This is a genomic window from Lactobacillus sp. B4015 (genome assembly GCF_026536055.1).
GTDB classification, from domain to species: Bacteria; Bacillota; Bacilli; order Lactobacillales; family Lactobacillaceae; genus Lactobacillus; species Lactobacillus panisapium.
On record NZ_JAFNOY010000008.1, the window covers coordinates 1 to 23,325 of the forward strand.

A 23,325-nucleotide genomic window follows, 5' to 3' on the forward strand; every position below is an offset into this window, starting at 1 on the left:
TGATAGCTATTAACAGTTTTTAAATTTATACTCCTTCTTAAAAGAGTTCTGGCAATGGTTGTAATCAGGTTCGATTCCTGTTGCCGCAATAGGCGTGCGATGACCTATGCGTTGATCCAAGAGTTTCAACATTAGCTATTACATAGCGAGCATGTCAGAACGTGTATTGTATTAGTTTTTTGTCATTATTATTATTTATCACACAAATTATGTAGATTCATAGCAATGACCAATACGGAAGTCAAGTTATCTTAATTATAGGGCTAGACCTATTGGTACAGGTGCAATTCCTGACACGTTCTTAAGATTTCTCACAGAAAGTATGGCTGTGAGAAATCTTTTATGGACAAATAGCTCAGTTGGTAGAGCAGAGGAGTGAAGTCCCTCGTGCAGCGGTTCAATTCCGCTTTTGTCCACTATATTTTTTATTTATCAATAAAATCCGGCAGAAAACGACAGATTTTTGGTATTATTGTTTTAAACCAATTAGCATAGTTTATGCGAATAGAGATAGTACAGGAGGAAATATGAATTATTCAGAGCTATCAGGTTTGTTTAAAGATATTATTGCATGGTCAAAAAAAGCAAAGGACTATAAATTAACCCAAATCACTTTAGAATTAGAACATCAAACAATGGACATGTATCAAGAGAACATTGATTTAAAACACAAAATTGAAAAGATGGAAAATGACAATGATTTTTCCAAGAATATCCAGATTAAAAATGGGGCTTATTATTACAATGATGAACCAGATCCGTATTGCATTAGATGCTGGGATGCTGAAAAAAAGAAGGTGCATCTTGTTAAAACTCAGTATGACACATGGGTTTGCCCAGAAGAAATATATCAAGAAAGAAAAAAATATTAGAAAAGGATGCACTCAAAAGGGTGCTTTTTTGTTTGTCCAAAAAAGGAGGCGGTGAAATGATGTGACTGATCAGGAAAGAATAATAGCTGCTGAGCATGACTATGAACTTGGGATGAAGTACAAGGATATAGCCAAGAAGTACGGGGTATCTTATAACACAGTTAAGTCATGGCGCAGTCGCCACGGTTGGGCTAGAAAAGGTGCGCAAAAAAGGGTGCAACCAGACACAAAAAGGGTGCACCCTAAAAAGCCGAGTGAAAAAGCTATTGAGGAACTTAATGATAGCAAGCTAACAGACAAGCAGAAGGTATTCGTGCTTGAATATCTGCGCCTGTATAATGCAACCCAAGCTTATATCAATGCTTATGATGTGGAATATAACATTGCAAAAACTGCTGGTCCTAGACTGTTGGCGAATGTTGGAGTAAAGAAAGAAATCAAACGCATTCGTGAGGCCAAGCTGAAGGAATTAGCAATTGAACCGCTTGATCTGATTGAAGATGTAGCAAAAGAGGCCAAGGGCGACATTGGTAACTACCTAGATTTTGGCAGTTGGCCAGAGAAACTAACTGACCAAGAAAGTGGTGCATTTCTGACAGATGCAGACGGCAATGAAATCACTATTCATCACAGTTATTTGTACTTCAAAGACAAAGACAAGGTAGACACTTCGCTAATCAAGAAGATAACTAAGGGCAAAGACGGTGCAACGATTGAGCTATACGACAAGACAAAGGCACGTGACAAGCTGCTAGAGTGGCTCAAAGATCAATCAGACGACAGCGATACTACAGTTAACATCAATTTCGACATCCCAAAGGAGGACAGCGATGCAAGTAAGCCTTAAAAACAACATCTCACCAGCTTTTTACAAGCTATTTTGGGATATTCATAACAAAAGACATGCAAATTACTGGCTAAAAGGAGGACGTGGCTCGACCAAGTCCTCTTTTATTTCGCTCATGATTGTATTGGGAATAATGCAAGACAAAGATGCTAATGCAATTGTTCTTCGTAAGGTTGCAAACACATTGCGTGATTCTGTATTTGAGCAGTATCTTTGGGCAATTGACCTTTTACATGTTGATGAATACTGGCAGTCGTCAGTTAGTCCTATGCAACTGACATTTAAGCCAACTGGCCAACAGATTAGATTTAAAGGTGCAGACGATCCACGCAAGATAAAGTCGCAAACGTTCCGGCAGGGCTACACCAAGTTCAAGCACTTTGAAGAGGTCACTGAATTTAAAGGCATGGAAGAAATCCGTTCGATCAACCAATCATTAGGACGTGGTGGGTCTGGAATTATTACCTTTTATTCGTACAACCCACCAGCTCGGCAGTCTAACTGGGTTAATCAGGCAGTGGACAAAGAGCAGATGCGTGACGATACACTAGTTAACCTATCTGACTATCGGGCAGTACCTAAGCAATGGCTGGGTGTTGAGTTCCTTGCTGACGCTAGACAGTTAGAAAAAGACAATGAAAAGGCGTATCGGCATGAGTATCTTGGCGAAGTAACAGGTACTGGTGCAGAAGTGTTCAACAACATTACTACACGACCAATTACAGATGATGAGATTGCTAGGTTCGACAAGGTCTATTATGGCTTGGACTTTGGTTTTGCAAAAGACCCAACTGCGTTTGTAAAAATCTATTGGGACTCAGCAAGACGGCGTATCTTTATCTTTGACGAGTTCGAACGTGTTGGCTTAAAAGTACGTGATGCTGTTGCAATGATTAAGCAACGCAACGAGCGCAATGAACCAATAACAGCTGATTCTGCATCCCCAGACATGATTGCGGAGTATCAGGACCAAGGCTTGAACATATACGGTGCAATTAAAGGCGGTGGGTCACGTGACCACGGTTACAAGTGGCTAGAAGACTTACGCGAGATTGTCATTGATCCTAAACGTTGTCCAGATGCATGGCGTGAGTTTACTAGTTATGAGTTCGAGATAGATTTGAATGGTAATTATAAGTCGGGCTATCCAGATGGCAACGACCATACAATGGACGCCACAAGATATGCGCTTGAAAGTCTAATAAGGAAAGGAGGTTTCATCAAGTGGACGTAAAGGCAATGAAAAAGCTGCTTGAGAATACGAAACAAAGTCGTGTCAATTTCATTAATAAATATCAAAAGTCAAAAGATTACTATCAGAATAAAAATGACATCACCATAAAAAATGGCGGTGAATCTAAAACAAAAGAGGACGATGCCGCTAAAAAAGAAAAGAACCCTTTAAGACCAGCTGATAATAGAGTAAGCTCTAACTTCCATCAATTATTAGTTGATCAAGAAGCCGGTTATTTAGCCACCAAGCCACCATCAATTGATGTTGGAGATGACAAAGCTAATGAAGAAATCAAAAACACGTTGGGCGATAACTTTGCGTTGCGATTAAACGAGCTAGTTGTTGATGCAGCTAATGCAGGCGTTGCATGGTTGCATTACTGGATAGATGATGATGGACAATTCCGCTATGCACTCGTTTCTCCAGATCAAGTCACACCAATATACTCATCTGACCTAAACCGCAAGTTAGTAGCATTAAGGCGCTCATATCAGGAGTTTGATCCTGATAGTGGTAAGGATATATGGGTTCACGAATATTGGAACGACACGTCAGTGACAGCATTTAGATCCAAGGATGAACAGTTTACTGACTTGGAGCCATTTGACGATAGGTTCAACGTATATGATTTAACAACAGATGAACTTATTGGTACATCAAGCGTAAACAATCATGGTTTTGGACGGATCCCTTTTATTGCATTTCCTAAAAACAAGGAACAACAGCCAGACCTATATCACTACAAGGGTTTGATTGATGTTTACGACAAGATCTATAACGGCTACGCTAATGACCTTGATGATATTCAACAAGTTGTTCTTATTTTGAAAAATTATGGTGGAGAAAACTTAGACGAATTTCGTGAGGACCTAAAAAGATACAAGTCCATCAGGATTAGAAGTATGGGCGGTGGCGATGACTCAGGTGTCGACCAGTTAACAATTGATATACCTACTGAAGCACGTAACTCAATGCTTGAAACAACTAAGACCAACATCTTTGTTCATGCTCAAGGCATTGATCCGACAGATTTCAAGACAAACAACGCTACGGGTACTGCGATTAAGATGCTTTATTCTCACCTTGAATTGAAAGCTGCTAAGACAGAAGCTTACTTTAGGGATGCACTAACAGAATTAGTTAGGGCAATCATGAGGTGGTTGAAGGTACCAGATGCTGACAGTGTACGCATTAACCAGACATGGACAAGAACCGCTATCCAGAACGATGTTGAGCGTGCTCAGGTAGTTAGTCAACTTGCTAATTACACCAGTAAAGAGGCAATTGCTAAGGCTAACCCAATCGTTGAAGATTGGCAAGAAGAATTAAAAGACCAACAAGAAGATTTGAAGAACCGAATTGATAGTTTTGGCAATCCTGATAATCTGAACGGCGATGATGACGATGAGCAAGAAGACAAGACGAAGTCGTAGTTATTGGCAGAAAAGGTTCTTACAAGAGAAAGACAACCAATTAACCAATGCTGCTGAGTTTGAGTCAGCAATGCGAGCACGTCTAAAGGAAGTACAGCCAATGTTAGAGCAAGAAGTTGAATACTGGCTCAATCGTTATGCCAATAACCAAGAGATTAGCAAGGAGGATGCTCGTAAGATACTGAGTACGATTGGTACCCGTGATTGGCACATGACGCTTAAGGAATACAAAAGAAGAGCTAAAGAAGGTGGCTTTGATAAGGAATTAGATGCCGAGTATTTCAAAAGCCAGTTATCAAGACTTGAGAACATAGACGAGCAACTAACCAACCTATTAAGCCAATACGCCAACTCTGAAAGCAATAAACTAGAGCATAGTCTATCTAATCAGTTTCAACAAACATACATGCATAGCATCTATTTGACGCAATTAGAAAAGGCTAAGCTGTCTAGTAGCTTTGCTAACGTTAATGAGTATCAAGTTAAGGCAATCGTCAACAAACCATGGGATGGCAGCAACTTCTCTAAGCGTATTTGGAAAAACTACACTGAAGTGCTACCCAATGAGCTTGGAGATGCATTACTACGAGGCACCGTGCTTGGTCACTCACATGAACAAGTATTCCAGATGATGCGTCAACGAATAAAAGACGTTGAGGATTATCAACTGCACCGGTTAGTAATTACCGAAATGGGACATATTGCCGAGACAGCCACTGCAGATGCATACAAGGAAGAAGGCGTTGAAAAGTACCAATATTTAGCCACGCTAGAATCACATACCTGTGAGGAATGTGCACACCTTGATGGCGAGATATTTGATTTAAAGGACAGAAAAGACGGAATTAATTATCCGTTAATTCATCCATATTGCAGATGTACTACTGTACCATATATTGAAGGCTTGCCAGACGAACGAATTAGGTGGTCAAGAGATCCAGAAACTGGCAAAGGAACTTATGTTGATAACATGACTTTCGATCAGTGGAAGAAGGCTGTTGAATATCAAAGACAAAATGTGTCGTTACCGAATAACGCTGCGAGATATATTTCAAAAAAGGGCAATTATAACTGGAACGAACTCAATGCGGAGCAGTATAATAAGCACATAAGAAATACTCCTGAATATAAGAACTATACAAATGGACGCAAAAGACCAGTTAGTGAGTTAACTATTTCATCTGAAGAAGCTCAAATGTTGATTGATAAATACGGTAAAAAGCGTAAAAATACTGATAAGAACAGAATTTCATTTAACAATGATTCTTATATTGGCAAATGGGCAGATATACATGGCAATCTGTATCCGACAAAGAAAGGGCGTATTTCGTATCGGAAAAATAAAGGTGCTCATATTACACCTATTAAACCAGATTATTTAAACTAAAGGAGGTTAATCATGGATCCACATAAAATGTCATTACCTGAAATTTTAGACAATTTTCGTGCTAGAAATGTTACATTCAAATTAAAAGACGGAACTCAACGAACAATTTTTGTTAATGAGATTGAAGATGAAGACGATGATCAACCAGAACTGCTGTTTATGGCGGATGAGCCTGAAGATGATGTCTGGATTTCGGATGTAGTTAGTGCATTACCAAATTGAGGTTTATTTTGAAAACGATTGATAAAATAATTGATTTTTTAGCAAATCCGCTCAGTATTTCAGTAATTGTGGCTAGTTTTTTAACTTGCTTAGTATTATTAACTATGGAGTTTTTTTCTCCTAGTAATTTTCTGGGAAAATTGAAACTAGTTTCTTTTTTTGATAAATGGAATTATATTATCGTAATTGCTTTTTTTGGGTCTTTATTTTTGCTTATTGTTCAGTATGGATCCAGAAGAATTAAAAAAAGAAGAGATAAGGAATACAGTGATTATATTATAAAACAGCAAAATGAATTACTTGAAGACAAATACGCAATGGAAATTTTAAAGTACATGTATGCAAATCATCCCAATGCAGTAATGTTGCCATATCATAATCAAAAAGTTAGACTTTTACAACAATTCGGGTTAATAGGATTAGTTGACAATCAAATCTTTGTTAAAGATATCAATAATCCTAAATTGCCATATGTATTACAACCTATAGCCGAAAAGGCAATGATAGCTTTAAGCAAAGAAAAAACTAGGCAGTAATAAAAAATTGAACCAGAATTTGCCCTGAGCAAGGCGTAAAACTGCTCTTTTTTTATGCCTTGATTGTGGTCGCCCCACGTAAAAAGACGCGAGAGAGGAAACAAATGAAACGTGAAGAACTAAAGAAATTAGATTTAACCAATGAACAAATTGATAAGGTCATGGGTTTACACGGCGCTGACGTTGAGGCAATGAAAGCCAAGACAGACGAGCTAGGTAAAACCAATGAGTCGTTACAAACCCAGATTGCAGAGCGTGACAAGGATTTAAAGACGCTCAAAAAGCAAGCAGGCGACAACGAAGAATTAAGCAACCAGTTCAAAGAGCTTCAGTCCAAGTACAAGCAAGATACTGAGAACCTAACTAAAGAACTTCAGCAAACCAAATTAAATAGTGCAGTTGATAATGCTTTAGGAAAAGCAAAGGTACGCAATACCAAGGCTGCCAAGGCTCTCTTAAACATGGACGAAGTCAAACTCAACGACAAAGGCGAGCTTGAAGGCTTAGATGACCAGATCAGCTCATTGCAAAAATCTGACGGTTACCTATTCGACCAGGGCAGCAAAGAGCCATATAACCCGCAAGGTGGCGGAGGCAAAACAGATCCTGACCCTGTGTCGACCATGACAGAAGTATTCAAAGGAGAGACAAATAAATAATGGCAGGAACAATTAATTACGCAGAAGCGTATCAACAAGCAATTCAACAAGGGTTCTATGACGGACACTTATATTCGAGTCCGCTATGGCAATCACCATCAAACAGTATAATTAAATTCGACGGGGCAAAACATATCAAGTTGCCCCGTCTTTCAATTACAGAAGGTAGAAAAGATAGAACTAGACGTACTATTACCGACATTACGCCAAATTACAGCAACGATTGGGACACTTACGAGTTAAAAAACGAAAGATACTGGAGCACCTTAGTAGATCCTTCTGATATTGATGAGTCTAACTACGTTATTTCAATCGCTAATATTACTCGCCAATTCAATTTGGACGAAAAAATGCCAGAAATGGACAAGTACATGTTCAGTAAGCTGTTCTTAGAAAAGCAAACTAAAGACGGTGGCAAAGGTATTACTACTGATACACTGGATGAAAAGAACATTCTGACAGCATTCGATGACATGATGGTTGACTTTGACGAAGCGCGCATTCCAAATCAGAACCGTTACTTATATGTAACACCTAAGATTAACGGTGTATTGAAACGCGCTGAGGCAATGAACCGTGGTTTAACGTTAAAAGATCCTAATAGCATCCAACGTACGGTTTACAGCTTAGATGACGTGTCTATTGTAATCGTACCTTCTGACTTAATGCAGACTGCATATAATTTTACGGTTGGTGCAAAGACAATTGACTCATCAAAGCAGATTGAAATGATGTTAATCTACAATGGCGTTCAAATTGCACCTGAGAAGTACAGTTTCGTAGGCTTTGATCAACCAACTGCATCTTCCAGCGGCAACTATTTGTATTACGAGCAATCATACAACGATGTTCTTCTGCTTAACACTAAGACAGCAGGTATTCAATTTGTTATCGCCGATAAAGCGACACCAGCTGCACCAACTACCAAGACAGTGCAAGCAACTGATCCTACTGAAGATGAAAAGGTAGATACTAAATCTGCTGACGACAGCAAAGCAACCACTAAAACGGCTAAAAACGGGAAGTAGCGATGAATGAAGAACGTAAAGAAGAAATCAAGAATAAGGTCACCAAACTAACTGGTGACAAGGCTAATGCTGACATTGTGGACTTTAGCATTGACAGAGTAATTCAGTCAGTGGCCAATTACACCAATATTCCGGTCGGAGAGTTACCGCCTGAAATTGATACCACTATCGTAGCAATGTGCGTGCAGTTAATACAGACGCACAACTGGACTAGTGACAATAGTGACGTAGTTAACTCAATCAGTGAAGGCGATGTATCGGTTAATTTCGGTTCGCCAGCTGAAATATATGCTAAAGTGCAAGAGATTAACCCAATTACAGACGACTTCTTTGTTGATTTGAACCATTTTAGGAGGCTTAAATGGTAATTGACGCATTTAACAAACTAAAAGACATTGCCCCTAAGCTGTGGACTGATAAAGTGACAATCAAGGCCACCAAGAAAGTAGTCAATGAGCACCATATCACTACTAACGTGCCTGTGACGGTTATTTCAGGTGAGCCGGCTAAGGTCATACTCAAAGGATTAAAGGCCAGTGAGCAGTCATTTTTTGGCACTGATGAATACGATGCGACTTTGCTAATTAGGACTGGCATTGACATACCGGCAGGGGCAACGATTGAAGTTACCGACGCTAATGGCAAAGTAACTAAATACAAGCGCTCAAGTAAGGGATATTCGGGATATGTGAGCCATCAAGAAGTTGCAATGACGAGGGATGAGAAAGCATGAGTGCATTTGGCGATTTTGATGATGCAGAATTTCAACGATTTGCGCAGCATGTTAATGCAGTAGTTTCTGGCGGTGAACTTAAAAATGAGCTCAAAAAGAGTGTTAAGAATGTGGGTGAGACTTACAAGCGTAATGCTCAGGCTAATACTCCAGTTAAGACGGGTGATCTTCGTCGTAGTTGGCAACTAAAAGGACCCTATTTTTCAGGCTCAGACATTTCAATCGAATTGCGAAACGGTAAGAACTATGCCTCGTTCGTTGAAAATGGCCACCGGCAGAATGTTGGTCAGTATGTGCCTGCGATTGGTAAGAGGTTGAAGGCTAGTTGGGTGCCAGGGCAGCATTTCTTGCAAAGAGCAACCGACCAAACTAGCGGCCAGGTTCCTGAATTGCTGACACCTGTTATATGGGACATGCTAAGAAAGTTGATGGATGACTAATGACAATAATTGAGCGTATTGCAGATGAACTTGCAAGGCTATTTCCTAATGCAGTAATTTATACTGAAAATCAGGCAGACGGTTTTAGCGAGCCGTCTTTTTTTATTGAAAAAATCGGAACGTCGGCAAGTAGCGAATTGTTTGATAGACAGATGCGTAAGCAGACCTATCAGGTTATCTATTTTCCTAATCCTGAAAATCCTAAAACGGACATGGAGCGTGTCGAAGATTACCTACTAAGTGGATTGCTGGAATTAAAAGACTATGCGCCGCTTAGGCATATTGAAGTTATTCAGCAAGAAGACAATACATTAATCTATAAGTTCGAAATATGGGGCCGTTTCTACCCCGACAAAAAAGATGAAATCAAATTACAAAATACAGATGTGAAAGGACAGATAAAATGAGCTGGAAAACACAGAATAAACGCCGTCCAGGTGCCTATATTAACGTTGTCGGCAAGGGCAAAGATAATACAGGCGCAGACATTGGACGGACACTATTACCTATCAGCACTCAATTGAATTGGGGAGCCAAAGGAATTATTAAATTAACTAGCGATTCAAATTTTAAGGCATTGCTTGGACATGACATTAATGACCCAGAATTGCAAACACTGCATGAAGTATTAAAGGGTGCCAACACAGTACTATTGCTTAACAATAACGACGGTAAGCCAGCAACAGCTACTGAGCCATCATTGCCATGGAAGTTCACGGCAATGTATTCCGGCACTAAAGGCAACGAATTACATGTGACGGTTCAAAAACAGGATAGCAAGGTAACTGTATCAACACTGTTTGGCACTAAGATGGTTGATCAACAAGTTATAGATGTATCTAAGCCAGACAATCTAATTGACAATGATTTTGTCAAATTTGAAAAAACAACTGAATTAGCGCCATCTGCTCCAGGTAGTGATGGAAATGGCAGCAATGGTAGTGACTGCTCTGATACCAAAACTAAATCATTAAAAGCAAGCAATACACCAGTTGTAATGGCATCTAAGTTAGAAAGCCTAGGCAATGACGTAACTGTTGACCTAACTGGAGGTACTACTGTGCCTGTTCAGATTGCTGACTTACTAAATGATGCGCTAGAAACTGAAGACTATGATGTAGCAACTACAGCAGGCTTCCCAGTTGATAGTCCATTGCACAAGCAGTTAGTGGATGAGATTAAGCACCTACGTGATGACAATGATGTTAAGGTTCGAGGAGTTGTGCCAGCAACAACTGACAAGATCAATTATGAAGGTATTTCTACAGTAGCTAATGGTGTTGTACTTGGAGATGGCACTGAATTAGATGCCACGGTAGCAGCAGGCTACTTTGCAGGTGCATCTAGTTCAGCTGATGCTTCAAAATCATTAACATATGTGGAATACCCCGATGCAATCAGTGCGTACCCGAAGTTCAGTAACGACAAGACGATTGAAGCTTTGGAAAATGGGCAGATTGTTTTCACTACAAAACGTAATGAAACAGTGGTTATTGAACAGGATATTAACTCACTGACCAAGGTTACTGCTGATAAGCCAGTCTTTTTCAGCAAAAACCGTGTTGTAAGAACAATGGACACAGTCGTAACTCGAATTAAGCGTACATTTGAAGAAATGTTTATTGGCAAGATTACCAATAACTCAGCTGGACGTGACTTATTTAAGGCCAACATTGTCAGTTATTTGCAAAGCTTGTCAGATGCTGGCGTAATCAATGGTTTTAACGAGGATGATATTACGGTTGAAGAAGGCAATGACCGAGACGCAATCGTTGTTAACTTAGCAATTATTCCACTGGACTCAATGGAAAAGTTGTACATGACAATGGTTGTTCAATAATTAGGAGGTAAATATAGATGGCAGATGAAACAGTAAGCACCGTTGGCTCATTTCTTAATGGTCGCGATACCATTTCAACAAAAGATGCAAAAGTATATATCACAATTAATGGCAATGTTTATCCGTTGATTGAATGTAATGAGTTCAGTGCAAAGTTGGAAAAGAACAAAGAAGATGTGCAAACATTAGGCAGTCGCTGGGTTCATAAAAAAGTTACTTCTGTTGAAGGAACAGGCTCAATTGGTGGCTATTTAATTAGTTCAAATTGGACTAAGTATGCTTTACCTTACGTACAAGGTGGTAAAGACCTATACTTTGAAATCACGTTTACAATTAATGACCCAACCAGCCAAGCTGGTACTCAAACAATCCATTTAGGCGAAGTGAATCTAAACGATATTTCATTTGCAGATTTCAAAGCTGATAATGGCGTCATGCAATGGAAAACAGACTTTACCTTTGAACAAGTTAATTTAGTAACGCCATTCACAGGCTTTGATTTATAAGGAGAACTATAGATGAGTATTAAAAAGGAATACAACGTTAATGACTTTTTAGCGGAAAATGTAAAGCAAGAACGTAGTACTAAAGAGATTAAGATTACGGGCTATAAGGAACCTTTTGTAATTCAGAGCATAACTTCTGAAGAGTTTGATCAATTACAAAAACAAGCAACTTCAAGAATGATCAGCAAGAAGACTTATCAAGAAGTTGAAAAGTCAGACAGTAACAAGTTTACTGACTTGCTAATTGAAAAATCTGTTATTGTTCCTAATTTAAACGATGAAAAACTACAAAAATCATGGGGATGTATTGCTGAGCCGGCTAAAATGTTACGAAAAATGATTTCTAAGGCCGGAGAATATGGCGATTTATTAGAAGCAATATCTGAAATTTCTGGATTTGATAAAGATAGCTTGAGCAATTTCGTTGAAATAGCAAAAAACTAATTCAGTCCAATCGGGACTTTAATTATTGTTACTACTGCATTAACGAATATCATTGGACGCCTAGTCAATACGGCAATTTATCTTTAAGAGAAAAAGCAATGGTGCAGGCCACGATTGACCTTCGTGTTGAAGCTGAAGAAAAACAACGTAAAGAGGCCGAACGAGAGGCTAGAAAATATAGATAGAAAGGAGGTAAGAGATGGCCACTATTAGTGGGACACTCAGAATTAATGACGCTTTTAGTAATGTTTTAAACAGATTTAATTCTGGGATGCAACGCAGCATGGCTGCAGCTAACAGACTTAAAGCTGAAATGAACAAAGGCTCAGCTGGGATCGAGAACATGGGACGTAGTGCTAACACAGCCAATATAGGACTTAGGCAATTAATTGCCGGTTCTGCAATTGGGAACATGATTAGTTCTGCCATGAGTGCTGCAGGTACTGGCGTCCGTGCCTTTGTTGGAGAATTAAACGAATCAACAGTCGCTTGGTCAACTTTTGAGGGCAACATGCGCCAGATTGGCAAGAGCCCAGCGCAGATCAATTCTGCCAGAAACTCGTTGCAAAAATTTGCGCAAGATACAATCTATTCATCGTCTGACATGGCATCGACGTATAGTCAACTAGCTGCTGTTGGTACTAAAAATACCACACAGTTGGTTAAAGGCTTTGGTGGTTTAGCTGCAGCGGCTAATGATCCAAAACAAGCTATGAAGACTTTGTCAGAACAGGCTACCCAAATGGCTGCTAAGCCAATGGTACAATGGCAAGATTTCAAGCTAATGCTAGAACAGTCGCCAGCAGGTATGGCGGCAGTTGGTAAGACGATGGGAATGTCTACTAAAGAGCTAGTTAAGAACGTTCAAGCAGGTAAGATTAAGACAGAAGAATTTCTTAATGCAATCGCAAAAACGGGCACTAATGCCAACTTCTCCAAGATGGCAACGCAATACAAGACTATTGGTCAAGCGTTGGACGGGTTGAAGGAGACGTTGGCTAACAAGGTTCAACCGCAATTTAAGAAATTAAGTGAAATTGGTATTAAGGCAATCAGTAGCATTACTGACAAGCTTGGAAAAGTTAACTTTACAAGTTTTGCTGACAAGTTAATTGATGGCATTAATCGTATCAAAACGGCAGGCAGTGCCTTCATAAAAGGCTTTACCAGTCAATTTAATAAAAACCAGTTTGTTAACATAGTTCGAGACATTGGAGATAGCATTAGGACGATGTTTAGCAGTCTTTCTAATAATCAAGGACTGAAAGGATTGTTTAATAGAATTGGTCAAGACCTTGGTAGGTTTGCATTAACCATGGCTAGCGGGATTGCCAATGTTGTACAGGCTATTTCAAAAATTAATCCTAGTGCGCTCAAGATGTTAGCGGCTGCTTTTATAGCGTTAAAACTTGGCACTAATGGTCTTAAACTTGCTGCTATTGCAGCCGGTCTAAAGATTATTGGGTCGTTAAATCCAGGACAATTACAACACGTTGCCACAGCTGTCACTGCATTGGCAACCGCCTTTGTTGCGATGAAAGGAATCAGCGCAGTAGCAAGTGGCTTTTCAAAAATAACAAGTGGCATTGGCAATTTAGTAAATGGGATTATTAATGCTGGCTCTTTGTTAAAAACAATACCAGCAATGCTAACGGCGCTTACATCGCAATTGGGTACAGCTCTAGCAGCTGGTCTATCATTAGCGATTAGTCCAATAGGTGCAGCGTTAATTGGCATAACCGTGTTAATAGTTGGTGCTATTTATGCTTGGCAAACTAACCTTTTTAATTTTAGAAGTACCATGAGCAACCTGTTTAGCAACATCGGTACAATTTTTGAACCACTACGTAATGCTTTTAGTAATTTGGGCGAGGCACTCGCACCAGCAAGTGGTGTCTTTGCGGTATTTGGCAAGGTGCTTGGAGCTATTAGCATTGGAGCAATTTATGGCATAGCAGTGGGCATTGGTGCACTTGCTGATGCCTTTACGAGCGTTATAAGCGTTGCATCTTCATTTATCTACTCTTTGAGAGCGGTATGTGATGGAATCAGAGCCGTTGGCTCTGCATTTAATGATATTAAAAATGGAGATTTCAGTTTTAGCGGAATGCGTAAAGCATTCGGCGATGCGGGTAATGATATTAACCACATGTTTGATTCACTTAATCATGTGGGTGAGTTTAAAGCGACAGGAGCTGTAATTAATTCACTTAAGGGAATTGATGCCCAAGCTAAAACAACTAAATCTAGCCTTGACAATATCAAAATGCCAAATATTGTTCAGCAAAACAAAAAAATCAACAGTTTGGACAATGTATTTGCTAACAAGCAAGCTCTTAAAAAAGCCAAAGTAAAAGTTGATTATCAATTACCTGATCCAGCAAAATTGAACAATTTGAAGTCAAAATCAATTAAAACAAAAATTAAACCCGAATTAGATTCGACTACAAACATTCAAAAATTACTGCAATCTAAAGCGTCTAAAGTAAAGTATTCGACGCCAAAGATACCAACACCGAAGACTCCAAAGATTAAGACTCTACATGCCAAAGTTGCCAAACCTAAGATACCAACGCCTAAGGCGCCTAAGATTAAAACAATGCATGCCAAGGTTGCTAAGCCTAAGGTACCACAGCCTACAATGCCAAAGACCAAGACATTGCATATTAAGGTTTCCAGACCTAAGGTGCCACAACCGACAATGCCAAAAATCAGGCCAATACCAGGCCCAAGAATGGGACGCGCAAAAACAGGTGCGTTCTTGGCAAGTGTTCAATCAGCAATTAGTAGAGCTGCAGCAATTGCTCAAGCTGGGGCCGGCCCAATGTTTAGCGCCGGTGCAATGATTGGTGCTGGACTAGCCGCAGGTATGCGGTCACAAGTTGGGGCTGTAGCAGCAGCTGCTGACGCACTAGTTGCTCAGGCTGATAGGGCTGCACGTGCTAAGGCTAAGATCCATTCTCCATCAAGATTGTTTGCAGAAATTGGTGGTTATCTTGGCAAAGGTATGGCCGTGGGCATGGAATCCACTCAAGGACTAATTGCTAATGCCAGCGATGCAATGATTGCCACAGCGACACCAGATGCTTCTGGTGTTGGCTATGGCTTTAATCGTGATGATCAAAGCGGTAGCCTAGTTAATACAAAGTTTGGCGGTAACACAACAACATCTGACAACCACAGTTCAACATTGACAATCGAAAGTGGTGCTATTCAGATCAATAGCTCTGGAAATGCCGAGTATGATGCTGATAAGCTTTTGGGCATTTTAGAAAATGGAATAATAGCCAAGCAAGAGAAAGCTTTAAATTAAAGAATAGAAGGTGATAATAATGGATGGATTCGGTATCTTTTTAACAAGTTACAAAACAAGCGAAACTATCCAGTTGCCGGTCAACCCGGCCGAATTAAAGCTTAAGTATGAGAGCGATGACCAGAGCCAGACGGTCGTCAATCTTGGCGAGATTAATCGGCTGGGTAATCTAAAATTAGTAGGTATTACAGTCGAAAGTGTTTTTCCGAATGACGGAACAACGTATACAGCAACGAGTGAACTGCAAGAGCCCCAGTTCTATATTGACTACATTAGGGATGTACAGGACACTAAAAACCACATGCAGCTAGTGGTTGCTAATACTAAAATTAGCATGCCAATGACGGTATCTAGTTTTGAATATGGCTTTGAAGGCGGCTTTGACGAAGAGTATAAATATTCGTTAGAATTAAAACAGTATCGCGAATTTAAGGCTGTTAAGATTTCAGCCAAAAAGAAGAAAAAGAAAAAATCCAAAAAGGGTAAGAAACGCATTTCACCGCCCAAGAAATTCGGGGTACACTCTAACGTAATAGTTAACGGTAGAGTGCACATGGACTCTAACGGCAATGGCCCTGGTGCTTATGAAAAAAACGCAAAAAGGACAGTTATTAACATCGCAACTGGGCATAAGTACCCTATCTGTGTTGGTATTGGTGGTGCTGCTCGTGGTTGGGTTAAGAAATCGGATGTGAGAAAAGCATGACAGTTACAACACTTAAGCTCAAGCGACGCAGTAATCTTTACCGAAAATCTAAAAAGAATGGTAAAGGGACTACTTATGATTTGCGGCAAGTAGCTACTAACATTAAGTGGACGACTGACCTTAATTTCTCAGCCGGCGAACTTACCTTTGATTTAATTCAAGAGGCTCATCCGATCATACCCTACACAGGTGACATTATTACTTTTCGGTGGGATCATTCCAAGGTCTTTTATGGCTACGTTTTTAAATATGAGGTTAAAGAAGACAATATGGTAAGTGTTACATGTTATGACAAGTCACGTTATCTCAAGAACCAAGACTCAATTGTTTGGAAATCTGGCACAATTGCAGACCGTTTTAATAATGTGTGCAAAAGAGCAGGCATCAAGCACAAAGTTGTCAACAGGCCGACGCACAAGGTTGCCGCTGAAGTATGTGATGGTAAAACATATTTCGATATGATCAAAAGTGCTATTACGAAGACGCTGTCAGCCACCAAGCACATGTACTACGTCTACTGCAATTATGATGTGGTAGAGCTTAGAAGGGCTCCGTACAAAAAGTTGAAAATAATAATTGGTAGTAAGTCGGCAATGACCGGCTTTTCTTATGCAGTCGATATTAACAACACTGCCAATGTTGTTAAGGTAATCCAAAAAGATACAAAGAAATCGCAGTCAAAGTCAGCAACTGCCAAGCAGGATGATCCTAAGCGCACTAGTTTTAAATCGACTAGTGCTAAGGGGAAATCTACTGAACAATGGGGAAAGCTCCAGGTTACAGTTAATAAGAAGAGCAAGGCTAACCATGCACAAATGGTCAAACAAGCTAAAGATGAGTTACGTAAAAAGAATAGGGCTAACAAGGAATTAACAATTGATTGTATTGGCAATATTGACCTAGTTGCAGGAAATTCTGTTAATGTCAAAATTAACGATTTAAATAAAACGCTAAAAAATTGTCCCATTTTAAAAGCAGAACATAATTTTGGAACAGGTTACAATTGCCATTTAACAATGAAAGTAGGTGCAGAATGGCTGGCGAATACTTGATGCGTTTGCTAAATAGTCGTGGCGGAAAAGACAGTGAATATGCTGACGTAGTATATGGACTAGTTACTTCTGTCAAGCCATTAAAAGTGCAATTGGCTAATAATATGGTTATTGATGACAATTTCATCATACTAGGCAAGCACATTGGAAAATACAAGCTTGATGCCCAAGCAACAATCAAGGGTGAGAAAGTTACTATTAAAGACATGGAGTTTGACAACAGTCTTAAGAACGGCGACAAGGTAACCATGATACGTATGGATGGCGGACAGCAATTCTATTTATTTGAAAGAGAGGAGGCATAGGCATGGACGATGAAAACAATATTGTAGTCACTGATGACGATGATGAAATTGATGACGCAGAATTGGACGACGAAGACATTGACACTGATGAAGATGATGATGAAACGCTCGAAGATGAGCCAACTTTGACTTTTAAAATCGAAAACGGTCGTATTCGTAGCAAAGTTGACGAACAGGCGGCCATGATCCAGGCTGTTGATAAGATACTGCGCACAGAGCGTCTAGTCTATCCTATCTACTCTGACCAATATGGCAATGATCTTAACGACCTAATTGGTAAGGACATGGCTTACGCCAAAGTTGAAGTGGAAAGAATGCTAAAAGAGGCATTACTTGCTGATGATCGTGTAACGGCTGTTAAGATTGACGAAATAGCCCAAATAGATAGTGATACATTGGCTGTTAGAGGCACATGTACTACTGTCTATGGCGATATTAATATAGATAGCGAGGTGAGTGTTGACAATGAATCCAGATGATTACGCAGCTAATTTTACAGCCAAGGACTATGACTATTGGCTAGACCTAATGCTGGACAATGTGCCAGACGACATTGATGAACGTGAAGGATCAATTGTGTATGATGCGGTGGCACCGGCGGCAATGGTTATGGCACAACAATCGCTATCAATGGCTAACATTATCAAGCAGACTTATGTTAAAACGGCGCAAGGGCAATTTTTAGACTATAGAGCAGCAGAACATGGTACTGCAAGGTATGCAGCTACTCAAACTGAAGTCAAAGCTAAGTTTTTAGACAGTGACGGTAAGCCAATTAATAACGTACAGATAGGCGACCAATTCGCAAGCATTGGTGAAACGCCTATTTTTTATACTGTTCAGAAAATCAACGATGATTTAACAGCTGAAATGACCTCAGATGAGCCCGGGACGACTGCCAATTCTTACTTAGGTCAAGTTATGCCTGTAACGTCAAACGACGCTCTTAATTGGGCAGAGATAACCGAGATAGTGGCTCCTGCTCGTGACGAAGAGACAGACGACCATTTACGCGACCGATTGCTACGATCAGATGATTGGATAGCATACGGAGGCAACATTACCGACTATTTAGCAATGCTATCAAAGATAAAAGAAGTTGGAGCTGGACAAGTTTATCCCGTCTGGAATGGTGCAGGAACAGTTAAGTTAGTTATAGTTGATAACAATCTTATGCCAGCTAGTGATAGCTTAGTTAAGAAAGTAAAGAACATTATCGACCCTGTTGATGGTGAGGGAGAGGGTTATGGCCAAGCTCCAATTGATCACCAAGTTACCGTTGTTGCGCCAGTACCACTAACTGTTAATGTGTCCGCAACGGTTAACATTGACGGTTCTCATAGCGTTGATGCAGTTAAGACAAAGATCAAAACAGCAATTGAAGAATATTTCAAATTGTTGCGTCAAACCTGGAGCACAGTAGATCCTAAGACGGGACGTGGTTATTCACAAACAATCTACAAATCTAAGGTATTGTCACAGATCATGATGATTGATGGCGTGGTTAACTCATCTGTGCCAACACTCAACGGGGCTGACCAAGATATTGTTTTAACATTCAACAATCAAATATCACAATTGCCATTATTAGGAGAGGTGGTACTTGATGGCTAACAATTTAATGGATTACTTGCCTGATTGCTATGATGACGTCTATGAAATGCAAGCAATCATGCACGCTCAAGGCGGCGTATTAGATGAGCTAGAAGCCAAGCAATTTAGGCTATTGCTTAATCAATTTGTCACGCAGACTGACGCACAAGGAATAGCCGTTTTTGAAGACCAAGTAGGCATCAAGCCGTCACCAAGCGATACATTGCAGGTACGGCAAAACAAGGTGCTAATGCGATTGCTACCGCCTAGGCCAATAACTATTAGGTATATGAGAGAGCTGTTTGCAACGTTGAAGATACCAGCAACCATAAGGGTAGACTATCCGAAACGGGATGCAATTGTTGAGGCTAAAAGTTCTGATATTACTAGTAAACAGATTGATAACGTCAAGTATTTGCTTAACATTTATTTGCCTGCAAATATGGTCTACGAAATTAGAGTAGCTTTAAACAATGCTCAAATAACTAATATTATCAAGATTGGTATTGGTATTTGGTCTGAAGCATCAACAACCGTTCAAGCTAATTTTTCACAAATTAAAAACTAAAGGAAGTGATTCTATTTGTCAGAATATAACAAGACAGTATTAACCAATGCAGGACTAGATCTGATGGCTCGAGCTAATAAAGGAGCAGCCAAGTTTACAATTACAAGAGCGGCAACATCGACTGAACAGCTATCTGAAAAGAGTATGGCTGACTTGCAGCAACTGACTGAGTTGCCAAGTTTAATGCAATATGGCGTCATTAATAATGTTGCTAATTCTTCGCAGGACAGCAATATCGTCATTGGAGTAGAACTTGTTTTTAACAATCAAGATCTAGCTAATGGTTACAACATTAATACGATTGGACTTTTTGCTAAAGAAAATGGTAAGGATAAGGAGATCCTATATGCCATTACAACAGCAGTAACTCCTGAGTCTATGCCAGATTTTAAAAATAAAGTCTTGTTCAAATTCAATGTAACAATGTTTGTTGCGGTTAGCCAAGCAGATAGTGTAACTGTTAATGTAACTGATAATGGAGTTGTAACTCAAGAACAACTATCAACGATTATTAAGCAAACAGTAGATTCAATTGAAAACGATATTCAACTTAATATTAAAAAAGTTAACACCCTAGGTAATCCAATCCAAGTTAGCTCTGACACTAATCCCGATACGCTATGCGATCCAGGTATTTATTACAGTGAGAATGGGTTTAATTTTGGCAGCAAAGCACCAGCCGACTACTGGCAGGGAAAAAGCTATCTCATAGTATTCCATGGAGATAGACCTGATAGGTCGTACAATTATTTTCAGCAATTTTTATTCCAAAGCACTAAAGATACATACAACATCTGGTGCCGTGGAGGCTATCAATATTACAGTGACTCTTACTACACATTTGAATTTCAGAATCTAAAAAATATTTACGGTAAGTTAAAGCAAATTAGCATTAATGGCGGCGATCCGATTGACCCAGATGATAACGGGAGGATCAATTTAGACATTCCCAAGACTAATTTATCAGGGCTAGAAACCAAAGCAGATGCCAAGTCAGCGCATGATACCCTAGCCGCTAGTATCACATCTACGCGCAATTCGCTAAGTGGCGATATTAAAGCTACGCATGACAGCTTGTCGACTGATATTAAGACAGCACGTGATGCACTAAGTGCTGATATTGCTAAGAGGGTTTTAACTGTTAACGAAAAAAGCCCTAATTCATCAGGAAATGTGGTCTTAACTGACTTTGATCATCCCACACAAGTGTTTAATGACACAGATGTTAATCTGGACACATTAACTGCAACGGGCCTTTATGAATTACGAAATGCAACTATCCAAAACAGCCTGAGCAGTCTGCCTGGATTCACACAGCTAAATGCGACATACGCCTATTTAATTGCAATCAACAATCCGTCACTCGACAATACTTTTCAGATTTTAATTTGTCGGCAAATGCAAAATTTTGTTTTAGATTATCGCTATATCAATAAAAGCTATAATGACTATCCTGTTTTTAAACGAATCATTGATAGCTCAGACTATAGTAATCTGTTTAGTATGATTGACCAGGTTGATAAGAAAGAGCTAGTCCATTTTTGCGATGATCTTGATAGCGGTGTGGCTTATTCAAAGGCTAACCCTAACGTGTTCGTGGCAACACCATAGAAAGGAGAGATTGAATGCTAATGAACGGCCAGAAGGTTAATCATTTGGTAATTAATGGCGAAAGCTATACAGCAGATGATTTTTTGCCTGCCAAATATGATTTTGGCAAATCTTTTACTGATTATAATTATTTTCACTATATATTGGATGGTAAAGATGCATTTTACGAACATTATCAAGTTACTAATCTTCATCCTGATGATCTTACTATTAAATGGGCTATGGTTAATCAGATAGCTTTTTATAAAGGAGAAGAATATGCCCTGATTAATTGCTGGCTTGACGATCAGACAAATGGTACTGGAATGTATGGAGGTTATGCGTGGATTAAGGCTTCTGATTTGGGCGGTATGACACGAGTAGATGCAACTGGGGGGGTAAATAAGCCCTCCTATTTGCTATTTATTTATTGCATGGAGGAGGTGGCTCCTTCATGTTGATGAACGGAAAGAAAGTCAATCACCTAGTTATTAACGGAGAAACGTTCGACAAGAGTTTTGATGGCGGGATTAAAGTAAAAGTTATTAGAGATGCCACAGTTGGTGAGATCGATGAATTAGGCAGGATAATAAATCCGGCCTCGGCCCCCGATGGATTTTGGTATGTTCCCCGAGGCACAATAATACCTGTAATTGCTAGGTATAAAAACGCTGTTTGTATGGCGAGCGGATATGGCAGTTATGCAGGCTGGATGCCAATTAATGACGTTGAGTTTTTAGATTAATTTAATAGGAGAAAATAAATGGAAAGTAAAACAGAAAGTACCCCAACCAAGGGGTTCGTACAGGTTTATAAGTCAACGGACAGTGTGCCGTGTGAACCGTGGTTCGCACCTGCAGATGCGGAGGTGGCATATCCCTTCACTACAGATGAGCCAGAAGTGAGCTTGAAGGCACCCAAGTATGACTGGGCTAATCGGCGCTGGTTTGAAACGGACAGCGCAACAACTGGTCAAGCACTGGCATCTATTAATCAGACGGTTCAAGATCTGGCTAAAAAAGTTGAAAATGGTCAGGTTAGCCAAGAGGCAATTAATCAACAGATTGGTTCATTAACCAGCTTATTGTCAGCAACTGCAGTTGCTCAGAATGCTGATTCTGATAAGTCTGAAAAAGCGGAGGAAGGAGACAATAAATAATGAATGCAAATATCTTTGAATCTCTATATGCCTATCTTTACAAGGTAGGTGTTTATAGCAAAGCTAAGGTTGCAAGTTACGTTGGTTTATTAATTGATGCTGACGCTTACAAAAGGATCACAGGTGATGACTATGTGGCGCAGACTGCTTAAGAACATTGATTACAACTTTTACCAATTATTAATAGGCTTGTCGATTGTTTCGATGGGCCTATTTCTATGGGTCGATAAGAACTACTTTTCGTGGCCACCAGAATTGAGACCAATGATGAATAGCGAATATGCCGATCTATTTTTTGTTATATTGGGAATAATGCTACTTATGTTTTCTATTACTAACAAGGATATAAGGATCTCTAAAAAATGGACTGTTAAGGATATTACACTGACCGTTGCTGGTGGCGCCACTCTATTGCTTTTGATAGAGCAATTGTGGCAGGTCTTATTTGCGAAAAACATGGACATGACCATAGCTGTGATTTTTGATATTTTTCTATTCGTTTTAATAATTAGGTGCGCATACGACAGTTAGGGGGCGATCACTTGCACGACATTAGCAACCTAGTACAAGTGTTAGCCGGTGTAATTGGGACAGTAGCGACCGCTATGGCGGTCTTTCACAAGACAAACAGAGCAGACTACAGTGCTCTGCTAAAGGAAAAGGACGCAATTATTTCTGAGTTAAAGACAGAAAAGGGGGAATTTAAACAGTACTATAATGCTGAGCGAGAGCGCCGCATTAAGGCAGAAGAGCAATTATCTGAGTTGAAAATTAAATACGACAATTTAAAAAGTAAGCTAAAAAAAGCAAAAGAACACCAGTCTAACGATGACTAGTGCTCTTTTTTTAGAAAGGAAA

General features: G+C 39.7%; 30 protein-coding genes and 1 tRNA gene. All 31 read left to right on the plus strand.

Going from position 1 to position 23,325, the window contains the following annotated elements:
• Positions 1-344: 344 nt before the first annotated feature.
• The 31 genes from J3U71_RS08585 (at position 345) to J3U71_RS08735 (ending at position 23,303) form a co-directional block, all read left to right on the plus strand.
• Positions 345-416: transfer RNA gene (locus J3U71_RS08585), tRNA-Phe, on the plus strand.
• A 111-nt stretch (positions 417-527) separates the two neighbouring features.
• Positions 528-872: a hypothetical protein gene (locus J3U71_RS08590; RefSeq protein WP_267394446.1), complete on the plus strand. Its 345-nt coding sequence runs from the start codon at positions 528-530 to the stop codon at positions 870-872.
• Between the two features lie 61 nt (positions 873-933).
• The gene (locus J3U71_RS08595) at positions 934-1,719 is read left to right on the plus strand and encodes a terminase small subunit (protein WP_267394448.1); all 786 of its coding nucleotides are present in this window, start codon (positions 934-936) and stop codon (positions 1,717-1,719) included.
• Complete coding sequence (locus J3U71_RS08600; RefSeq protein WP_267394450.1) at positions 1,703-2,953, plus strand: PBSX family phage terminase large subunit; 1,251 nt, start codon at positions 1,703-1,705, stop codon at positions 2,951-2,953. Before J3U71_RS08595 ends, J3U71_RS08600 begins: the two co-directional genes overlap by 17 nt.
• On the plus strand, positions 2,944-4,386 hold the full coding sequence (locus J3U71_RS08605; protein WP_267394452.1) for a phage portal protein: 1,443 nt from the start codon (positions 2,944-2,946) through the stop codon (positions 4,384-4,386). Before J3U71_RS08600 ends, J3U71_RS08605 begins: the two co-directional genes overlap by 10 nt.
• Positions 4,358-5,773 (plus strand): minor capsid protein, encoded by a 1,416-nt coding sequence (locus tag J3U71_RS08610; RefSeq protein ID WP_267394455.1) that lies wholly within the window; start codon positions 4,358-4,360, stop codon positions 5,771-5,773. Before J3U71_RS08605 ends, J3U71_RS08610 begins: the two co-directional genes overlap by 29 nt.
• Before the next feature lie 12 nt (positions 5,774-5,785).
• Positions 5,786-5,995 carry a hypothetical protein gene (locus J3U71_RS08615; protein ID WP_267394457.1) on the plus strand — a complete coding sequence of 70 codons (210 nt, stop codon included), beginning with the start codon at positions 5,786-5,788 and terminating at the stop codon, positions 5,993-5,995.
• An 8-nt stretch (positions 5,996-6,003) separates the two neighbouring features.
• Complete coding sequence (locus J3U71_RS08620; protein WP_267394459.1) at positions 6,004-6,531, plus strand: super-infection exclusion protein B; 528 nt, start codon at positions 6,004-6,006, stop codon at positions 6,529-6,531.
• Between the two features lie 104 nt (positions 6,532-6,635).
• The gene (locus J3U71_RS08625) at positions 6,636-7,190 is read left to right on the plus strand and encodes a phage scaffolding protein (protein ID WP_267394461.1); all 555 of its coding nucleotides are present in this window, start codon (positions 6,636-6,638) and stop codon (positions 7,188-7,190) included.
• Positions 7,190-8,218: a capsid protein gene (locus tag J3U71_RS08630; RefSeq protein ID WP_267394463.1), complete on the plus strand. Its 1,029-nt coding sequence runs from the start codon at positions 7,190-7,192 to the stop codon at positions 8,216-8,218. The genes J3U71_RS08625 and J3U71_RS08630 overlap by 1 nt, the downstream gene beginning before the upstream one ends.
• Positions 8,219-8,220: 2 nt before the next feature.
• Complete coding sequence (locus J3U71_RS08635; RefSeq protein WP_267394465.1) at positions 8,221-8,586, plus strand: hypothetical protein; 366 nt, start codon at positions 8,221-8,223, stop codon at positions 8,584-8,586.
• The gene (locus tag J3U71_RS08640) at positions 8,586-8,951 is read left to right on the plus strand and encodes a hypothetical protein (protein WP_267394529.1); all 366 of its coding nucleotides are present in this window, start codon (positions 8,586-8,588) and stop codon (positions 8,949-8,951) included. The genes J3U71_RS08635 and J3U71_RS08640 overlap by 1 nt, the downstream gene beginning before the upstream one ends.
• On the plus strand, positions 8,948-9,391 hold the full coding sequence (locus J3U71_RS08645; protein WP_267394467.1) for an HK97 gp10 family phage protein: 444 nt from the start codon (positions 8,948-8,950) through the stop codon (positions 9,389-9,391). The genes J3U71_RS08640 and J3U71_RS08645 overlap by 4 nt, the downstream gene beginning before the upstream one ends.
• Entirely contained in the window at positions 9,391-9,798 is a 408-nt protein-coding gene (locus tag J3U71_RS08650) for a phage tail terminator family protein (protein WP_267394469.1), read from the plus strand. Before J3U71_RS08645 ends, J3U71_RS08650 begins: the two co-directional genes overlap by 1 nt.
• Complete coding sequence (locus J3U71_RS08655) at positions 9,795-11,231, plus strand: phage tail sheath subtilisin-like domain-containing protein (protein ID WP_267394471.1); 1,437 nt, start codon at positions 9,795-9,797, stop codon at positions 11,229-11,231. Before J3U71_RS08650 ends, J3U71_RS08655 begins: the two co-directional genes overlap by 4 nt.
• Positions 11,232-11,248: 17 nt before the next feature.
• Complete coding sequence (locus J3U71_RS08660; protein WP_267394473.1) at positions 11,249-11,737, plus strand: phage tail tube protein; 489 nt, start codon at positions 11,249-11,251, stop codon at positions 11,735-11,737.
• 12 nt (positions 11,738-11,749) lie between these two features.
• Positions 11,750-12,181 carry a phage tail assembly chaperone gene (locus J3U71_RS08665; RefSeq protein ID WP_267394475.1) on the plus strand — a complete coding sequence of 144 codons (432 nt, stop codon included), beginning with the start codon at positions 11,750-11,752 and terminating at the stop codon, positions 12,179-12,181.
• A gap of 199 nt (positions 12,182-12,380) precedes the next feature.
• Positions 12,381-15,494 (plus strand): tape measure protein, encoded by a 3,114-nt coding sequence (locus J3U71_RS08670; RefSeq protein ID WP_267394477.1) that lies wholly within the window; start codon positions 12,381-12,383, stop codon positions 15,492-15,494.
• 19 nt (positions 15,495-15,513) lie between these two features.
• Complete coding sequence (locus J3U71_RS08675) at positions 15,514-16,200, plus strand: hypothetical protein (RefSeq protein ID WP_267394479.1); 687 nt, start codon at positions 15,514-15,516, stop codon at positions 16,198-16,200.
• Positions 16,197-17,252: a hypothetical protein gene (locus J3U71_RS08680; RefSeq protein ID WP_267394481.1), complete on the plus strand. Its 1,056-nt coding sequence runs from the start codon at positions 16,197-16,199 to the stop codon at positions 17,250-17,252. Before J3U71_RS08675 ends, J3U71_RS08680 begins: the two co-directional genes overlap by 4 nt.
• On the plus strand, positions 17,234-17,557 hold the full coding sequence (locus tag J3U71_RS08685) for a DUF2577 domain-containing protein (RefSeq protein WP_267394483.1): 324 nt from the start codon (positions 17,234-17,236) through the stop codon (positions 17,555-17,557). Before J3U71_RS08680 ends, J3U71_RS08685 begins: the two co-directional genes overlap by 19 nt.
• Positions 17,558-17,559: 2 nt before the next feature.
• Positions 17,560-18,036: a DUF2634 domain-containing protein gene (locus tag J3U71_RS08690; protein ID WP_267394485.1), complete on the plus strand. Its 477-nt coding sequence runs from the start codon at positions 17,560-17,562 to the stop codon at positions 18,034-18,036.
• Entirely contained in the window at positions 18,023-19,171 is a 1,149-nt protein-coding gene (locus J3U71_RS08695; protein ID WP_267394487.1) for a baseplate J/gp47 family protein, read from the plus strand. The genes J3U71_RS08690 and J3U71_RS08695 overlap by 14 nt, the downstream gene beginning before the upstream one ends.
• The gene (locus tag J3U71_RS08700) at positions 19,164-19,718 is read left to right on the plus strand and encodes a putative phage tail protein (RefSeq protein WP_267394489.1); all 555 of its coding nucleotides are present in this window, start codon (positions 19,164-19,166) and stop codon (positions 19,716-19,718) included. The genes J3U71_RS08695 and J3U71_RS08700 overlap by 8 nt, the downstream gene beginning before the upstream one ends.
• Before the next feature lie 15 nt (positions 19,719-19,733).
• Positions 19,734-21,329, plus strand: coding sequence for a hypothetical protein (locus J3U71_RS08705; protein WP_267394491.1), 1,596 nt, complete (start codon positions 19,734-19,736; stop codon positions 21,327-21,329).
• A gap of 14 nt (positions 21,330-21,343) precedes the next feature.
• Complete coding sequence (locus tag J3U71_RS08710) at positions 21,344-21,769, plus strand: hypothetical protein (protein ID WP_267394492.1); 426 nt, start codon at positions 21,344-21,346, stop codon at positions 21,767-21,769.
• Entirely contained in the window at positions 21,763-22,053 is a 291-nt protein-coding gene (locus tag J3U71_RS08715; protein ID WP_267395733.1) for a hypothetical protein, read from the plus strand. Before J3U71_RS08710 ends, J3U71_RS08715 begins: the two co-directional genes overlap by 7 nt.
• A gap of 18 nt (positions 22,054-22,071) precedes the next feature.
• Complete coding sequence (locus J3U71_RS08720) at positions 22,072-22,467, plus strand: hypothetical protein (protein WP_267394496.1); 396 nt, start codon at positions 22,072-22,074, stop codon at positions 22,465-22,467.
• Entirely contained in the window at positions 22,467-22,619 is a 153-nt protein-coding gene (locus tag J3U71_RS08725; RefSeq protein ID WP_267394498.1) for an XkdX family protein, read from the plus strand. Before J3U71_RS08720 ends, J3U71_RS08725 begins: the two co-directional genes overlap by 1 nt.
• Entirely contained in the window at positions 22,591-22,998 is a 408-nt protein-coding gene (locus J3U71_RS08730; protein ID WP_267394500.1) for a hypothetical protein, read from the plus strand. Before J3U71_RS08725 ends, J3U71_RS08730 begins: the two co-directional genes overlap by 29 nt.
• A gap of 11 nt (positions 22,999-23,009) precedes the next feature.
• Entirely contained in the window at positions 23,010-23,303 is a 294-nt protein-coding gene (locus tag J3U71_RS08735; protein ID WP_267394502.1) for a hypothetical protein, read from the plus strand.
• The last annotated feature ends 22 nt before the right edge of the window (positions 23,304-23,325 follow it).

Bases quoted from the DNA above. Each gene is read 5' to 3' on its own strand.
- J3U71_RS08690 (WP_267394485.1), top strand. From the start codon at position 17,560: ATGGACGATGAAAACAATATTGTAGTCACTGATGACGATGATGAAATT.
- J3U71_RS08665 (WP_267394475.1), top strand. From the start codon at position 11,750: ATGAGTATTAAAAAGGAATACAACGTTAATGACTTTTTAGCGGAAAAT.
- J3U71_RS08615 (WP_267394457.1), top strand. From the start codon at position 5,786: ATGGATCCACATAAAATGTCATTACCTGAAATTTTAGACAATTTTCGT.
- J3U71_RS08635 (WP_267394465.1), top strand. From the start codon at position 8,221: ATGAATGAAGAACGTAAAGAAGAAATCAAGAATAAGGTCACCAAACTA.
- J3U71_RS08650 (WP_267394469.1), top strand. From the start codon at position 9,391: ATGACAATAATTGAGCGTATTGCAGATGAACTTGCAAGGCTATTTCCT.
- J3U71_RS08670 (WP_267394477.1), top strand. From the start codon at position 12,381: ATGGCCACTATTAGTGGGACACTCAGAATTAATGACGCTTTTAGTAAT.
- J3U71_RS08720 (WP_267394496.1), top strand. From the start codon at position 22,072: ATGGAAAGTAAAACAGAAAGTACCCCAACCAAGGGGTTCGTACAGGTT.
- J3U71_RS08715 (WP_267395733.1), top strand. From the start codon at position 21,763: ATGTTGATGAACGGAAAGAAAGTCAATCACCTAGTTATTAACGGAGAA.
- J3U71_RS08710 (WP_267394492.1), top strand. From the start codon at position 21,344: ATGCTAATGAACGGCCAGAAGGTTAATCATTTGGTAATTAATGGCGAA.
- J3U71_RS08675 (WP_267394479.1), top strand. From the start codon at position 15,514: ATGGATGGATTCGGTATCTTTTTAACAAGTTACAAAACAAGCGAAACT.
- J3U71_RS08700 (WP_267394489.1), top strand. From the start codon at position 19,164: ATGGCTAACAATTTAATGGATTACTTGCCTGATTGCTATGATGACGTC.
- J3U71_RS08645 (WP_267394467.1), top strand. From the start codon at position 8,948: ATGAGTGCATTTGGCGATTTTGATGATGCAGAATTTCAACGATTTGCG.
- J3U71_RS08630 (WP_267394463.1), top strand. From the start codon at position 7,190: ATGGCAGGAACAATTAATTACGCAGAAGCGTATCAACAAGCAATTCAA.
- J3U71_RS08600 (WP_267394450.1), top strand. From the start codon at position 1,703: ATGCAAGTAAGCCTTAAAAACAACATCTCACCAGCTTTTTACAAGCTA.
- J3U71_RS08655 (WP_267394471.1), top strand. From the start codon at position 9,795: ATGAGCTGGAAAACACAGAATAAACGCCGTCCAGGTGCCTATATTAAC.
- J3U71_RS08610 (WP_267394455.1), top strand. From the start codon at position 4,358: ATGAGCAAGAAGACAAGACGAAGTCGTAGTTATTGGCAGAAAAGGTTC.
- J3U71_RS08725 (WP_267394498.1), top strand. From the start codon at position 22,467: ATGAATGCAAATATCTTTGAATCTCTATATGCCTATCTTTACAAGGTA.
- J3U71_RS08590 (WP_267394446.1), top strand. From the start codon at position 528: ATGAATTATTCAGAGCTATCAGGTTTGTTTAAAGATATTATTGCATGG.
- J3U71_RS08680 (WP_267394481.1), top strand. From the start codon at position 16,197: ATGACAGTTACAACACTTAAGCTCAAGCGACGCAGTAATCTTTACCGA.
- J3U71_RS08695 (WP_267394487.1), top strand. From the start codon at position 18,023: ATGAATCCAGATGATTACGCAGCTAATTTTACAGCCAAGGACTATGAC.
- J3U71_RS08625 (WP_267394461.1), top strand. From the start codon at position 6,636: ATGAAACGTGAAGAACTAAAGAAATTAGATTTAACCAATGAACAAATT.
- J3U71_RS08660 (WP_267394473.1), top strand. From the start codon at position 11,249: ATGGCAGATGAAACAGTAAGCACCGTTGGCTCATTTCTTAATGGTCGC.
- J3U71_RS08685 (WP_267394483.1), top strand. From the start codon at position 17,234: ATGGCTGGCGAATACTTGATGCGTTTGCTAAATAGTCGTGGCGGAAAA.